The sequence below is a fragment of the uncultured Granulicatella sp. genome (assembly GCF_963528315.1).
Lineage (GTDB): Bacteria > Bacillota > Bacilli > Lactobacillales > Aerococcaceae > Granulicatella.
Window position 1 is genome coordinate 1 of the sequence record NZ_CAURVV010000009.1, and the last position, 15097, is coordinate 15097.

The following is a 15097-nucleotide window of genomic DNA, read 5'->3' on the forward strand; positions in this document are numbered from 1 at the left end:
AAAAAGAGACGACTTAAGTCGTCTCAAAAAAGTCTAACTTTTTGGGGTCACTACACGCTAGCGAATCTCATGCCTAAAATTTGAGCCTTGGTCTCAAATTTTCCAGTAATAGAAGCCAAACAGGCTTCTATTACTACTGCTACTTTGGAAAGTCTTTGTTGTTTTTGTCATAAAATTTAAAACGGTTAAAATGATTTAGGTATATGACTTTTCTTATATAGCAAGGATGCTAGCAGGTTCTCAATTGAATCTCATGGCTAAAATTTCTACTTTAGAAAGTCATTTTTTTACTTTTTCAATTATTTTGTTCGTGTTTTAGTACATAATGCAAATCTTGTAGGTTTTAATGTTCATAAAACACAGTTTTTTTATTTACATTTTAGTCAAAATAAGTTAAAATATTTCGTGGTAACAGATATGAAACAAATGCTTATTTAAGGAGGTTACCTCATGTTTGAAATGAAAGTTTTTGATTATGAAGATATTCAATTAGTACCGAATAAATGTATTGTAAATAGTCGTTCAGAATGCAATACAACTGTTCAATTAGGGAAACACACTTTTAAAATCCCTGTAGTACCTGCGAATATGCAAACGATTATTGATGAATCAGTTGCAGAATTTTTGGCAGAAAATGGATATTTTTATATTATGCACCGTTTTGATGAAGAAGGAAGAATTCCATTTATTAAAAAAATGCATGAAAAAAATCTTATTGCTTCAATCAGTGTGGGTGTAAAACCTCATGAATATGAATTTATTGAAGAATTAAAAGAGAAAAATTTAATTCCAGATTATATTACCATTGATATTGCCCATGGCCATGCGAATTCAGTTATTGATATGATTGGACACATAAAAGAACATTTACCAGAAACATTCGTAATTGCTGGGAATGTTGGTACACCTGAAGCCGTTCGTGAATTAGAAAATGCTGGTGCAGATGCCACAAAAGTAGGTATTGGACCTGGTAAAGTATGTATCACAAAAATTAAAACAGGATTTGGTACAGGTGGTTGGCAATTAGCAGCTCTTCGTTGGTGTTCAAAAGCTGCCCGTAAACCAATTATTGCAGATGGTGGTATTCGTACTCACGGAGATATTGCGAAATCAATTCGTTTCGGTGCAACAATGGTAATGATTGGTTCATTATTTGCTGGTCATGAAGAATCACCAGGTAAAACAGTTGAAATTAATGGAGAACGATTCAAAGAATATTTCGGTAGTGCATCTGAATTCCAAAAAGGCGAACGTAAAAATGTTGAAGGGAAAAAAATTATTGTTCCTTATAAAGGATCATTAAAAGATACTTTAGTAGAAATGCAACAAGACTTACAATCATCAATTTCATATGCAGGTGGTTCAGACTTAGAATCAATTCGTAAAGTGGATTATGTAATTGTAAAAAATTCAATTTTTAATGGAGATTCTATTTAAAACGATTTTTATTATTCTGAATTCTAAAAACGATTCAATGAGTGATGTTGAATCGTTTTTTCTTTATTTTTTTAGTAAGATTTTTTGCTAATTCTTTCAAAAAAGGGTAGAATAAAAAAGTTGATAGAGGAGGATAATTCGTGAAAATAAAAAATATTTTGGGATTAAGTTTCCTTATGGCTTCACTATTATGTACAAGTGCTATTTTAGCAGAAGAAAATGATTCAAGTACAACAGAGGCTGTGCAAGAAACAACAGTAGAAACAGAATCAACCCAACAAGAAGATAAAACTGAACAAACAACGGTTGCTATTCCATTTAGACAAGATGTAATGGAAGCAATTGCGGAATATGGATATGGTGTTGAAGAACAGTATAGACCAGAAAGTACTATTATGGTCGATGCAGATACGGGAGAAATTGTATTCGGAAGTAATATTGATCAACCATGGGATCCGGCAAGTATTTCTAAAATGATGACTGCATATATGGCTTTTGAAGCGATGAAAGAAGGCAAGTTGTCATTAAATACAATTGTCACTGCAACAGAAGAAGATCGAGCGATTTCAACGATTGGAGAAATTAGTAATAATATTATTGTTGCAGGTGTGGATTATCCAATTGAAGAATTATTGTATATGATGTTTTATCCGTCTTCCAATGTTGCCACACTGATGGTAGCAAGAGCTACAGGGTTATCAGATACTGAGTTTTTAGATAAAATGAATGCTAAATTTAAAGAATGGGGCATGGAAAATACAAAATTCAATAATGCTAGTGGAGCAGTAGCTTCAGCATTTAGAGGATACTATACACCAGAAGGTTATAATAATAATCGATATAATCAGACAACTGCTAGAGATTTAGCAATTTTAGCATATCATTTCTTAAAAGATTTTCCAGAAATTACAAACTTTACAAAAAATCCATTAATTACGGTTATGGTGGGAACACCTTATGAAGAATCGTTTTACACTTATAATAGTTCTATCCCAGGAATGTACCAAGGATTTCCAGGAGTAGATGGATTTAAGACAGGTTCAAGTCCAAGTGCAGCATTTAACCATTTATTGACTGCTAAACAAGAAGATACTCGTTTTATTCAAGTTATTTTAGGAGTTGGAGCTTGGGAAGATAAAGATAATAGTTCTTTCTTTAAGAACCAAATAGGAAATGGATTATTGAAAAAAGCTTTTTCTGAATATGAAACGCAAACTGTGTTAAAAGCAGGAGAACATACCATTGATGGTGTAAAAGTTCAATTAGATAAAGATATTAAAAATTTAGTTCGAATTGGCGAAACACCTAAATTTAGTTTAAAAGAGGATAAGATTGTCATTGAAACAGACCTTCCTCGTATTACATCAAAAATTGAACCATTAGCTTATCCAGTAACTATTATTCCAGAAGAAGTAAAAGAAAATAAAGAGAATAAACAAAATACAACTGCAGAAGCTAAATCAGAATTAACTTTTAATTTTGAAGAATTTTTATTAAGTCTTTCTGATAAACCAATTTTATTAGGTGCAATTATTATTGGATTAGCATGTGTAATTAGTGCGATTATTGTTTCAATCGTATTTATTATTAGAAAGTAATGATTAACGATTTCCTTTTGGAAATCGTTTTTTGTATACAAAATAACTTTTAGGTATGAGACAGCTTTAGCTGGGCGTTCTTTTACGTAAAAACATAAAAGAGTATATGACAAGAAAACAAAATACTTTTTGCAGTAGCAGAAATATCAGAAGCCATAAAAAACGTATTTATGTCATATAACCAAAAATGCCTTTTCATAGTAGCATGAGTACTAGAAACCAGTTGGTTTCTAGTACAGGTAAATTCGAGACTATAGGCTCGAATTTTAGGCAAGAGACTCGCTGTAGCGAGGCTACTGCCGTCCTTTTGCTACTATACCAGAAAAGGCAATTAAAAATTATATTTTACTGTAAGGAATCGATAAACCTTCCAAATGCTTCTTGTCCTTCGGTTGTTTGTTTAAAGACGCCGGCATCTTCTAAACCACGTTCAAAAATTTCACCAACTTTTTGTCGAATCAAAGTTTCAACATTATCAGTTGTAATTTCTTCCTGGTCTTTAATTTCATTCGCCCATTTTTCATGCATTTCAGGCATTTGATGAGGTTGATCAAGTAAGTAGTTTTCAACTTCTTTTAGTTCAGTTTTTAAACGAGGAGGAAGAATCGCTAACCCCATCACTTCAATTAAACCAATATTTTCTTTCTTAATTGGATGTACATCCACATGAGGATGGAAAATGCCATCTGGATATTCTTCAGTCGTGCGATTATTTCTAAGCACTAAATCTAATTCATAAATACCATCACGAACACGTGCAATTGGAGTAATCGTATTATGAGGAGTTTCACCAGTAAATGCTAAAATATCAGAATCTTCATCTGAATAATTTCTCCATTTTTCTAAAATATGAGTTGCTAATTGAACAATTTGTTTTGTATCTTTACTTGCAAGTCGAATTACAGATAAAGGCCAATGTAACCGAGAAACAGTTCCATCAAATCCTTTAAATGTGTAATTTTCTAAAATTGGAGCAACATCCATTGGAAATACATGTCGACCAGATTGATAATGATCGTGGACTAAAATAGAGCCACCAACAATTGGTAAATCAGCATTTGATCCAACAAAATAGTGAGGAAACTGACGTAAAATATCCATTAAATTCTCAAATGAACGTTCTGTAATTTGCATCGGACGAGGTACTTGCGTTAAGAAAATAGAATGTTCATTAAAATAAGAATATGGAGAATACTGGAATCCCCAGTCTTCATGATTAATTTCTAAACGAATAATTCTATGATTACTTCGAGCAGGGTGGTTAAAACGTCCATAGTATCCTTCGTTTGTCATTGTTAATTGAGAAGCAGGATAACTAGATTGTTTTACCAATTTTGCTTGAGCAATTGCTTTTGGATCTTTTTCAGGTTTTGATAAATTAATTGTAATTTCTAAAGTGCCATATTTACCAGAATATGGGAATTGAATATTTTTAGCAATCGCTCTTGTTTGAATGTAGTGATTATTTTGGCTTAATTCATAAAAATAATCAGTTGCTTTTTCTGGATTTTCTTTATAATTTTTCCAAAAATTTTCATTTACTACGGATGGAAGAGGGGTCAATAAATTCATAACAGCTGCTTCAAACGCTTCTTTTTCAGGTAAAATATCTTCAATGACTCCTAATTCAATTGCTAATTCAATAATTTCATCTACCGAATCTTCTAAAGCTGGCAATTGATCTTGTGAAATATCAGTAGGTTTATAATCATCTAATTTTAATAGATGAAGTAATTGATTTGTTGTATAAATTTCGTCAACTGGATCTAATAATTTTTCCAGTTTAGCTTTTTCAATAAAATTTGTAATACTATGATACATATTCCTTTTTCTCCTAACCCATTTCGTTATTTTATATAAAAAATGCAATCGTTATCATTTCTTTCCCCATAAAAATGTAACGGCTTTTATATAAGCCTATTATAAAATGAAAGTATAAAAAAACAAACCATTTTTAGCAAAAAAACTAAAAATAGTTTGAAAAATCAAAAAACTCAAAATTTATTTGAAAAAAGCCCAAATATAATCAATAATCGCTGTTAATCCGTAAGTATATGCCGCCAAAGTAATTGGTTTACAAATTAAAATAATCAGTATGAATTTTTTATAACTCATTTTTGTTAAACCAGCAAGCATACATAGGAAATCATCTGGTGAAACGGGAAAAGCCATCATAAACGTAAAGAAGTAATCAAACTTATTTCCACGATTTAGCCATCCGATATAACGATGATAGGTGCTATCGTTCACCATTGATTTTACAAATAGTTGTCCATAAATTCGAGCTAAATGAAAAGCAATAATGGAACCAATGATAATACCGATATAGTTGTAGACATTTCCAATAAACATTCCGTAAATATAGACTCCAGCAATACTTGTTAAAGCACCTGGAATAATTGGAATAACGGTTTGCAAAATTTGTAATAAGATAAAAATAGGTGGACCCCAAATGCCCGCACGTTGCATGTATTCGCTAAGTGCTTCTTGGGAAGTAAACAACCCTTTTTGATAAGCCCAAATACAAAAGATAACTGTGGCAATTGCTCCAGCAACTGAAGAAGCATGCATCATTCTTTGTGCAAAGGGAGATAAAGGCTTACCTTGTTTAATTTGTGTTTCAGTCATAAATTCTCCTTCATTTCAAATGGTTTTCTACAGCTACTTTATCATAAAAGGCTTGCCATTGTTGGAGTACATTTTCTTTAGAGTAGAATTGTTCTCCTTTTTTAGATTTTTCGCAAGCATCTTGATAGAAAGCCTCATCTTGTTGTAATTGACGTAAAATTTCTTGGAATTGTACTTGAGAATTTCCTTTTAAGTAATAATCAAATAAAATAGGGCGATATTCTCTTAAATCTCTTAATAATAATGGGATATTTGCATTCATGGATTCTAAAATCGTCATAGGGAATAACTCTTCGAATGAAAGTTGTAACATTACATCTCCCATATTAAAGAACTCATTCATACGATTGCGTTCTACAAGCCCTAAGAAATGAACATTACTTGGTAATTCATCCATATGTTCCATAATTTCTTTTCGACCTTCTGAAATACCTTTAAATGCAAAATCACCTGCCCATACAAATTGGATATCTGGCATTTTTTTCGCTAAATCAATAAATTCTAAAACACCTTTTCTCATTTGTAATTGTCCTGCAGAGACAACGGTAAATTTATCTGGATCTAATCCAAAAGATTCTCGTAGAGTGGCTTTTGAACAATCCGTAATTTTATAAAAAGTATCACGTGATACAAAGTTTGGAATGTAAGTGATTCTTTCTTTTGGAATTCCATAATGTTCTAAATCTTCAATAAAACGTGGATTAACGGTTACTAAATAATCTGCTTGTTTATAAAATTGAAGAACATATTTATAAAATAATTCTTTAATCGGACGAGGTAAGGAAATACTTTTTTCTAAAGTTTCCGGTAAAAAGTGAACAGAAGCAATCATTGGACGGTTTTGTCTTGTGATAACAGATTTAATTAAAAAATCTGGATTAATCGTATGAATATGAGTAATATCATATGTTTTTAATTGATTCACTACGACTTGATAGTCTTTTAGACCTTCTGTTACGAGATTAATTTGTTCTTCTGTAGCAGATAGAACACCTTGTCCTTTTACACTATCTGCTCGTGTAAGCATATTGATCGTTAACATATTGACTCCTTTAAGAAACAATTTCGTTTACTATTCTACCATGAAATTAACAATTTGGAAAATAGCTATTGAAATCTTAAAAAAGTTTTGATATTTAAAAATTTTAACGATAACTTTTTGCCTTATGGATGATTTTTTTGTATACTAGATGAAGAGAAATCAAGAGAGGTTATTCATGAAGCGTCAAAAAAATAAACCTAAAGGTAAAGCATCTAAAAATTCAAAAGAAGCAATGACATTAGTGGATTGTTACTATATCCCAACAGCAATTGCAGAACATTTTTGCCTATTACGTGAGCATTGTGCGACCGAAGTAGAACAAACTTTACTACAGCACTTTGCAAAAGTTCAAAGAGAACAACGGGAAGACATTGGCGAAGTAATTGTTGCATATGATGAAGCTGGTGTATGTCATGGCGAGATTAGTTTAAGTCCAACTGAAATATCAAAATTAGAAAAAGAAATTTCAGCCGAGAGATTGGATAAATATTTAGAAATTTATTTCAAATAAGATATTTTAAATAATGGATGAAGTGTAATCTGTAACAACTCCTGTTGGAAATTCCTGCAGGAGTTTTTTTCTTTTTAAGTCGTGTGATTTGCCTCTACAACTAGAGCTTGATATCATCAAATAGAAAGGTAGGAGATACTATGGAATTAGGAATTCGTAATTTTACATTTAGAAACCCAACAAAAATTTTATTTGGAAAAGATCGTATTAAGGACATTGATGGAGAAATTCCAAAAGATGCTAAAGTATTAATTTTATATGGAGGAGGTTCCGTTAAACGCAATGGAGCCTTTGATCGTGCTGTCCAAGCATTAGGAAATCGTGAATGGGATGAGTTTGGAGGAATCGAAGCAAACCCAACTTACGAAACATTAATCAAAGCTGTTGCACGAGTAAAAGAAGAAGGTTTTACTTATTTACTAGCGATTGGTGGAGGTTCTGTCATTGATGGAACAAAATTTGTCGCTGCAGCAAGTGTTTTCGATGGTAATCCATTAGATATGTTTCGAGGCGGATTTGGAAAAGGGCTTCCTGTTACAAAGGCTGTTCCGTTTGGAACGATTTTAACATTACCTGCAACTGCTTCAGAAATGAATAGTGGAGCGGTAATTACCTTTGTAGAATTAAAAGCAAAAGTAAGTTTTAGACCAGATGTAACATTCCCTCAATTTTCAGTATTGGAACCTGAATTAACCTATACATTACCAAAACGTCAATTAGTCAATGGGGTTTTAGATACCTTTATTCATACGATGGAAAACTATTTAACATACCCTGTAGATGCAAAATTACAAGACAGATATGCAGAAGGGATTTTACAAACATTAATTGAAATTGCACCAACAGTCATTGATGAAGAAAATCATGACTTTGCAGCTAGAGCGAACTTTATGTGGTGTGCTACAAATGCATTAAATGGAACAATTTCTGCAGGAGTACCGACAGACTGGGCAACTCATGCTTTAGGACATGAAATTACATTAAATCATGGAATCGACCACGGACGTACATTATCAATTGTATTACCAGCTATGATGAAAGTTCGTAAAGAACAAAAATGGGACAAATTGATTCAATATGGAAAACGAGTTTGGGATTTGTCAGGAACACCTGAAGAAATCGTCAATGGTGCCATTGAAAAAACAGAAGAATTCTTTTCATCATTAGGAGCACCGATTCGCTTTAAAGATGTTTCATTAGATGAATCAGTGATTGAAGCATTAGTGGAAGGCTTAGGACGTCACGAGAAAATTCATTTATCTGAGCATCATAATTTAGAATTAGGAGATGCAAGAATCATATATCAAACTGCATTATAGAATGGGAAGGGAGCGAAAAGATGGCAAGTGAATTAATTGAAGAAAAGTTAAAACAATTGCCTGATTTACCAGGATGCTACTTGATGAAAAATCAAGAGGATGAAATTATTTATATTGGTAAAGCAAAAAACTTAAAAAATAGAGTTCGCTCCTATTTCCGTGGAGCACATAATACTAAAACTGAAAAATTAGTGAGTGAAATTCATCATTTTGAATTTATTGTCACAAAAACGAATAAAGAATCATTACTGTTGGAAATTAATTTAATTAAGAAATACCAACCTTATTATAATATTAAATTAAAACAAGGAACGATGTATCCTTATTTAAAAATTACAAATGAGCGAGATCCTCAACTAGTGATTACAAGTACTGTTGAAAAAGATGGAGGCATGTATTTTGGACCTTATCCGAATGTTTATGCTGCAACAGAAACTCAACAATTGATTCAAAAGATTTATCCATTGAGAAAATGTGGAAAGAATGAAACACGTGCTTGTTTCTATTACCATTTAGGGCAATGTATTGGCTGTTGCGATCATGAAGTTTCACCAGAAATTTACCAACAACAAAAGAAAAAAATTCAACGTTTTCTTGAAGGTGATGTAAAAGAAATTAAGCAAGATTTGCAAAAGAAAATGGATGAAGCTTCAGAACAATTAGAATTTGAACGAGCGATTGATTATCGAAATCAAATTCAATATATCGAAACAACCGTAGAGAAACAGCATATTATGTCTCAAGACTTTACAAATCGTGATGTATTCTCATTTTATATGGATAGAGGATGGATTTCTATTCAAGTCTTCTTACTCAGACAATCAACCATTATTAAGAGAGAAGCAGCTTTATTCCCTATTTATAATTCAGCGGAAGAGGAATTAACATCTTTTATCGTACAATTTTATCAAGAACAAAATCATATTTTGCCAAAAGAAATATTAGTACCAGCAGAAATTGATAAGGAGTTACTAGCTGAAGTATTAGAAGTCAAAGTTTTAACTCCTCAAAGAGGTCCGAAGAAGCGAATGCTTGATTTAGCGACACAAAATAGTGAAGTAGCTTTACTGGAGAAATTCAAGATTGATGAGAATAGTCAGCAAAAAACATTAGGTGCAGTGGAACAATTACGAAAAGCACTTGATTTAAGTCGATTAAGCGTCATTGAGTCATTTGACCACTCGAATATTCAAGGGACAAATCCTGTATCAGCAATGGTCGTTTATCGAGATGGAAAACCAGAGAAGAAAAGTTATCGAAAATTCAATATTAAGACCGTACAAGGGAGTCATGAATTTTTAACGACGCAAGAAGTTGTTAGAAGACGATATTCTAGATTATTAAAAGAACAGAAACCTTTACCGGATTTAATTTTGATGGATGGTGGAAAAGTTCAGATGAGAGCTGCGATGGAAGTTTTAGAAGATGAACTTGGATTATATATTCCGATTGCCGGAATGGTAAAGGATGAGAAACATAAGACTGCTCATTTACTGTATGGGGAAGATTATGAACAAATTGAATTAGATCCAACGAGTCAAGCTTTCCATCTTTTACAAAGAATTCAAGAGGAAGTCCATCGATATGCGATTACATTCCATCGTCAAGTACGAAGTAAAAATGCTTTTTCTTCGATTCTTGATGACATTGAAGGAGTTGGACCAAAAACTCGTACGAAATTATTACAGCATTTTAAAACGATGAAGGGAATCCAGGAGGCAACAGTCGAGGAGATTCAAAAACTAGGAATTTCTGAGAAAGTGGCAAAGAGAATCAAAGAATCAGTTAAATAGAATTATAGGGATTTCTCTGAAAGTTGTGAGGCCGCCAGCAGCCTCGCGAAGCGAGTCTCATGGCTAACATTTGAGCCTATGGTCTCAAATGTTGCCTTAAAAGCTTCCTGATGTCAGGAAGCTTTTATACCACAACTGCGATAAATCCCATGAGTTTCATTCATTAACTTTGGATACGTTTAGGATGTTCTTTACGTGAATATCCTTAATGTTCTTACGTGTGGCAAAGGCGCGCTTTGCGCTGTTTGCCTATTAGGAATATAATAAAGGGCTTTCTCTTGGGGGGGGAGGCCGCCAGCAGCCTCGCAAAGCGAGTCTCATGATATTTCACAACTGCGATAAATCCCATGTGTTCCAATCTGTACCTTTAATTGTTATAAAAAGTTTCAATAATGTTTAAGTGTTTATATAACAGATTTTTCAATCTGTTATATTTTTTTACAAAAATAGTAAAAAATGATTGATTTCCTTCTCAGTATGTGCTATTTTATGTTAGTCAAAAATATATGAAAAAAGGTAGGTAAAATCATGAACAAATGGTTTAAACTAAGTGCAGTTGCTGCAACATTATTTTTAGGAGCTTGTTCTACTTCAACAAGTACTACTACAAGCAAAGATACTGTATCACAAGCACAAAAGAATTGGGATGCAATTGAAAAATCAGGAAAGATTAAAGTTGCAACAGCGGGTACTTTATATCCACAATCATTCCATACAGATAAAGACAACTCTTTAACTGGTTATGATGTTGAAATCGTAAAAGAAGTAGCTAAACGCTTAAACTTAGAAGTTGACTTCACTGAAATGGGTGTTGACGGAATGTTAACAGCTTTAGATAGCGGTCAAGTGGATATTGCGAACTACTCAATCGAAGAAGGTTCAAAATATATTGATAAATATTTACGTACTGAACCTCATAAATATTCATTTACATCAATGGTAGTTCGTGAAAGCGACAATTCAGGAATTTATTCTTGGGCTGATGTAAAAGGTAAAAAAGCTGCAGGTGCTGCAAGTACAAACTATATGAAAATTGCTAAAAAATTAGGTGCAGAATTAGTCATCTATGACAATGTTACAAATGATGTTTATATGTCAGATTTAGTAAATGGTCGTACAGATGTTATCATAAATGACTACTATTTACAAAAAATTGCAGTAGCATTCGGTAAAGATACTTTCCCAATTAAAATTAACGAAGGTGTTTATGCAAACCCATATAGCGCAAGCTTCTCTATTAAATTAGGAAATGACGTTATCCAACAAAAATTCAATGAAGCATTAAAATCAATGAAAGAAGATGGAACTTTAACTGAAATTTCTAAAACATTCTTTGCTGGTGAAGATGTAACTCAACCAAAAGACTTGAAATTAGAAAAAATTGATTTTTCTGATGTAGAATAAGAGGCGATGACGATTGTTTAATCTTAAGTTAGCGATTCATAGTCTTTCCTTTGTATTAAGTGGTTTACAATATACATTAGGAATTGCTGGAGTAAGTTTTATTTTTGGAACAATCTTAGGTTTCATGTTTGTTTTAATGAAACGTTCGAACATAAGAATTTTAAGAATGATTGCTAATTTCCATGTTTCTTTTATGAGAGGAACTCCTACATTAGTATTTTTATTCTTATTATATTTCGGATTACCTTATTTAAAAATTCAACTTCCAGCTCTAGTCTGTGCAATCTTATGTTTTAGTATTGCAAGTAGTGCATATATTTGTGAAGTATTACGTTCTTCTATTGATGCAGTCGACTATGGACAATGGGAAGCTTCTACTTCCTTAGGATTGAATTATTTTCAAACATTAAGAAGAGTCATTGTTCCTCAAGCGTTTAGAATCTCAGTTCCACCTTTAAGTAATGTGTTATTAGATATGATTAAAGGAACATCATTGGCAGCAATGATTACGGTACCGGATATTTTTCAAAATGCTAAAATTGTTGGAGGACGAGAGTTCGACTATATGACGATGTATATTTTAGTAGCTTTAATCTACTGGTGCATCTGTTTAGTGTTTGAACAAGGTCAGAAAATTTTAGAAAAAAGATTATCATTATATTAAAGATGAAGAGGTTGGATTTCCAGCCTCTTTTTGCTTGCAACGAGGATTGCTAGAGATTTTAAGGAAAATATGATAGACTATCCAGGAAGAAAAGGAGTGGTGATCATGAAAAAATTAGCGATTATAGGCACAGGGTGGATATCTTCTTCTTTTGTGGAAGCAGTCCAACAAACAAACAGTTTTGAAGTAGTTTCTGTATATAGTAGAACAATTGAAAAAGCAGAAGAATTTGCCACAAAACATCAGATTCCTTCTTGGACAAATCAATGGAATGAATTTTTATTAGAAAATTGGGATGTTGTCTATATTGGATCACCAAACCATACTCATGGTGACTATTCAAAACAATTATTAGAACATCAGAAAAATATTATTGTTGAAAAACCATCCTTTTTATCTGTTGAAGAGTGGGATGAAGTTCATCAATTAGCGGCTGGAAAAAACTTATTCGTAATGGAGGCTATTCGTCATTATTACGAGCCAGCCTTTCAAGAAATTGGCAAATTCATTGCTCCTAGAATGGATAAAGTAAAAGGAGCGGTTTTATCTTATGCAAAATATTCTTCAAAATATGATGCATTTTTAAAAGGTGAAGTTGCAAGTTCATTTTCATTAGCTTCAGGTGGTGGAGCCTTAATGGATTTAGGAGTTTATCCTATTTACAATGCGATTAGTTGGTTTGGAATGCCGGAAAATGTTCATTATCAAGCTCGTAAATTAGAGAATCAAGCGGATGGACAAGGAATCGTATCGTTGGCGTATCCAACATTTGATGTAACAATTTTTGTAGGAAAAGTGTTGAACGTATGTCTTCCTCAAGAAATCTACTTTGGAAAAGAAACGTTACAAATCAATGATTGCCAAGAAATTAAAGAAGTAAAAACTCTTTATATGAGTGAAGTTCAAGAAACAAAGGAATATGAACTGCGTAAAAATCCATTAGAATGGGAAGCTATTGCTTTTGCTAACATTTTAGAACGTACACCAGAATCACTAGTACAATATGAACAAAGTAAATTAATCAGTCGAAATGTTTTAGAAGTGATTGAAGCATTAAGAAATTCAGCAGGAATTACATTTAATTAAGGAGAAATCATGAAAGAATATATTCAAAATAAATGGAATGAAAAAGGTTTTAAAGCATTAACACCGATTCAAGAAGCAACAAAGGAATTGATTCAAAATGGGGAAGATGTTGTAGCAGTTTCTCCAACTGGAACAGGGAAAACATTAGCTTATCTGTTACCGTTATTAGAAAAAATTGAAGTCAATCATGAATTACAAGCAGTCATTTTAGTACCTAGTCAAGAGTTAGCACAACAAATTGGTGAAGTGATACGTGAATGGAAATTGCCAGAATTAACGATGTTAGTTTTAGCTGGAGGAGCTAATGTAAAACGTCAAATTGAGAACCTAAAGAAAAAACCAGAATTAGTTGTTGGTACACCGGGTCGATTAACGGAATTAGCAAATCAAAAGAAATTAAAACTACACAAAGTTCAAACATTAGTGTTAGACGAAGCGGATTATTTATTAGCGCAAGAACATTTAGAACAAACTCGTTCTTTCGTTAAAAAATGTCCATCACAACGACAAATGATTTGTTTTTCAGCCACTAAAAATGAAATATTAGAATCTATTCACCAATGGATTAATATGACACCAAAATGGGTAGAAAATGAACAAAAAATGGCAGGAAATGGGAATGTAAAACATGTATATATTGAATCTCCTGTTCGAAAAAAAGATGAATTGTTAAGAAAGTTTGCCAATATGAAGGAATATCAAGCCTTAGTGTTTGTAAATTCGTTGGCAAATGCAGGAATTTTAGCAGAGAAATTACAATACCACAATATTCCATGCGCTTTACTAACGAGTAATGAAAATCAAATCAATCGTAAAGCTGCCATTCAAGCCTTTAAAAAAGGAGAAGTTCCTATTTTATTAACAACGGATGTGGCAGCACGTGGATTAGATATTGAAGATTTACCAGTAGTGATTCATTATGATTTACCTGAAAATAAAGAGATATATACTCACCGTTCAGGAAGAACTGGAAGAATGGGAAAAGGTGGCTTAGTCATTATTTTTGTTACAGAAAAAGAAGTGAGAGACTTGAAAAAACTCATTCCAGCTGATGTAAAACTAGAAGCATTCCAAGTTCATTCGAGTCAACTACAAGTTGCTCAAAAGAAAAAAGTAGTGGAAAAGAAACCTTATAAACCAAAAGATAAAAAAGGATCCGCTAAAAAATCTTATCCAGCAAAAGATAAAAAATCCTTTAAACCTAAAAAATTATTAGGAAAGAAAAAGTAAAAAGGAGTTTCTTAGATGCTTACATTGGAGTTTTTGAAAAATCATTTAGAAGAATATCATTTACCCTATGAAGAGAAAGCAGTGTTGATTCAAGTTAAAAGATTAATCCATGAAGAAAATGCTATTTGTTATTGGTCTTCAATGGGATGTGTATTTTTTGAATTAAAAGATGATGCGACTTTTTCTGATACAAGACCGCTACTATTTCCTGTTGAACGAGTAGAGAAAGTACAATATCAAAAGAAATTTTTATCAAATGATGAATTAAGTTTTGAAGTAGAGGGAGAAAAGTTTCAATTTGAAATCCCTCATCGTTCTAAATATTTTTCAAATCAAAAAGAACAATTAAAACTGTTCCGAGTATTGATGGAACAATAAAGGAGAC

At 32.4% G+C, this 15097-nt stretch carries 13 protein-coding genes; 10 read left to right on the forward strand and 3 right to left on the reverse strand.

What is annotated here, in order from left to right; translation table 11 throughout:
* Positions 1 to 459: 459 nt before the first annotated feature.
* Positions 460 to 1437, forward strand: a complete 978-nt coding sequence (gene guaC / locus RYK07_RS03535; protein WP_006702572.1) for a GMP reductase — start codon at positions 460 to 462, stop codon at positions 1435 to 1437.
* Positions 1438 to 1577: 140 nt separating this feature from the next.
* Positions 1578 to 3035, forward strand: coding sequence for a serine hydrolase (locus tag RYK07_RS03540; protein WP_314852430.1), 1458 nt, complete (start codon positions 1578 to 1580; stop codon positions 3033 to 3035).
* A gap of 345 nt (positions 3036 to 3380) precedes the next feature.
* Here the strand turns inward: RYK07_RS03540 and galT are convergent, their stop codons facing one another.
* From galT to RYK07_RS03555, 3 genes are all read right to left on the reverse strand, one after another.
* Positions 3381 to 4856 (reverse strand): UDP-glucose--hexose-1-phosphate uridylyltransferase, encoded by a 1476-nt coding sequence (gene galT, locus RYK07_RS03545; RefSeq protein WP_314852431.1) that lies wholly within the window; start codon positions 4854 to 4856, stop codon positions 3381 to 3383.
* A 180-nt stretch (positions 4857 to 5036) separates the two neighbouring features.
* Positions 5037 to 5663 (reverse strand): TVP38/TMEM64 family protein, encoded by a 627-nt coding sequence (locus tag RYK07_RS03550; protein WP_314852432.1) that lies wholly within the window; start codon positions 5661 to 5663, stop codon positions 5037 to 5039.
* A gap of 10 nt (positions 5664 to 5673) precedes the next feature.
* Positions 5674 to 6705, reverse strand: a complete 1032-nt coding sequence (locus tag RYK07_RS03555) for a glycosyltransferase family 4 protein (RefSeq protein WP_314852433.1) — start codon at positions 6703 to 6705, stop codon at positions 5674 to 5676.
* A gap of 175 nt (positions 6706 to 6880) precedes the next feature.
* On the opposite strand from RYK07_RS03555, the gene RYK07_RS03560 reads away from it, so the two are divergent.
* The 8 genes from RYK07_RS03560 (at position 6881) to RYK07_RS03595 (ending at position 15090) form a co-directional block, all read left to right on the forward strand.
* Positions 6881 to 7216, forward strand: coding sequence for a hypothetical protein (locus RYK07_RS03560; protein ID WP_314112663.1), 336 nt, complete (start codon positions 6881 to 6883; stop codon positions 7214 to 7216).
* Positions 7217 to 7356: 140 nt separating this feature from the next.
* Positions 7357 to 8535 (forward strand): iron-containing alcohol dehydrogenase, encoded by a 1179-nt coding sequence (locus RYK07_RS03565; RefSeq protein ID WP_314852434.1) that lies wholly within the window; start codon positions 7357 to 7359, stop codon positions 8533 to 8535.
* Between the two features lie 20 nt (positions 8536 to 8555).
* Complete coding sequence (gene uvrC, locus RYK07_RS03570; RefSeq protein WP_314852435.1) at positions 8556 to 10328, forward strand: excinuclease ABC subunit UvrC; 1773 nt, start codon at positions 8556 to 8558, stop codon at positions 10326 to 10328.
* A 528-nt stretch (positions 10329 to 10856) separates the two neighbouring features.
* Complete coding sequence (locus tag RYK07_RS03575; protein WP_314852436.1) at positions 10857 to 11732, forward strand: transporter substrate-binding domain-containing protein; 876 nt, start codon at positions 10857 to 10859, stop codon at positions 11730 to 11732.
* Between the two features lie 13 nt (positions 11733 to 11745).
* Entirely contained in the window at positions 11746 to 12396 is a 651-nt protein-coding gene (locus RYK07_RS03580) for an amino acid ABC transporter permease (protein ID WP_314852437.1), read from the forward strand.
* 105 nt (positions 12397 to 12501) lie between these two features.
* A complete protein-coding gene (locus RYK07_RS03585; RefSeq protein ID WP_314852438.1) occupies positions 12502 to 13482 on the forward strand; it encodes a Gfo/Idh/MocA family oxidoreductase in 981 nt (326 codons plus the stop codon).
* A 9-nt stretch (positions 13483 to 13491) separates the two neighbouring features.
* A complete protein-coding gene (locus tag RYK07_RS03590; protein WP_314852439.1) occupies positions 13492 to 14712 on the forward strand; it encodes a DEAD/DEAH box helicase in 1221 nt (406 codons plus the stop codon).
* Between the two features lie 15 nt (positions 14713 to 14727).
* The gene (locus RYK07_RS03595) at positions 14728 to 15090 is read left to right on the forward strand and encodes a hypothetical protein (RefSeq protein ID WP_314852440.1); all 363 of its coding nucleotides are present in this window, start codon (positions 14728 to 14730) and stop codon (positions 15088 to 15090) included.
* The last annotated feature ends 7 nt before the right edge of the window (positions 15091 to 15097 follow it).

Bases quoted from the DNA above. Each gene is read 5' to 3' on its own strand.
- guaC (WP_006702572.1), top strand. From the start codon at position 460: ATGAAAGTTTTTGATTATGAAGATATTCAATTAGTACCGAATAAATGT.
- galT (WP_314852431.1), bottom strand. From the start codon at position 4,856: ATGTATCATAGTATTACAAATTTTATTGAAAAAGCTAAACTGGAAAAA.
- RYK07_RS03550 (WP_314852432.1), bottom strand. From the start codon at position 5,663: ATGACTGAAACACAAATTAAACAAGGTAAGCCTTTATCTCCCTTTGCA.
- RYK07_RS03555 (WP_314852433.1), bottom strand. From the start codon at position 6,705: ATGTTAACGATCAATATGCTTACACGAGCAGATAGTGTAAAAGGACAA.
- RYK07_RS03560 (WP_314112663.1), top strand. From the start codon at position 6,881: ATGAAGCGTCAAAAAAATAAACCTAAAGGTAAAGCATCTAAAAATTCA.
- RYK07_RS03565 (WP_314852434.1), top strand. From the start codon at position 7,357: ATGGAATTAGGAATTCGTAATTTTACATTTAGAAACCCAACAAAAATT.
- uvrC (WP_314852435.1), top strand. From the start codon at position 8,556: ATGGCAAGTGAATTAATTGAAGAAAAGTTAAAACAATTGCCTGATTTA.
- RYK07_RS03575 (WP_314852436.1), top strand. From the start codon at position 10,857: ATGAACAAATGGTTTAAACTAAGTGCAGTTGCTGCAACATTATTTTTA.
- RYK07_RS03585 (WP_314852438.1), top strand. From the start codon at position 12,502: ATGAAAAAATTAGCGATTATAGGCACAGGGTGGATATCTTCTTCTTTT.
- RYK07_RS03590 (WP_314852439.1), top strand. From the start codon at position 13,492: ATGAAAGAATATATTCAAAATAAATGGAATGAAAAAGGTTTTAAAGCA.
- RYK07_RS03595 (WP_314852440.1), top strand. From the start codon at position 14,728: ATGCTTACATTGGAGTTTTTGAAAAATCATTTAGAAGAATATCATTTA.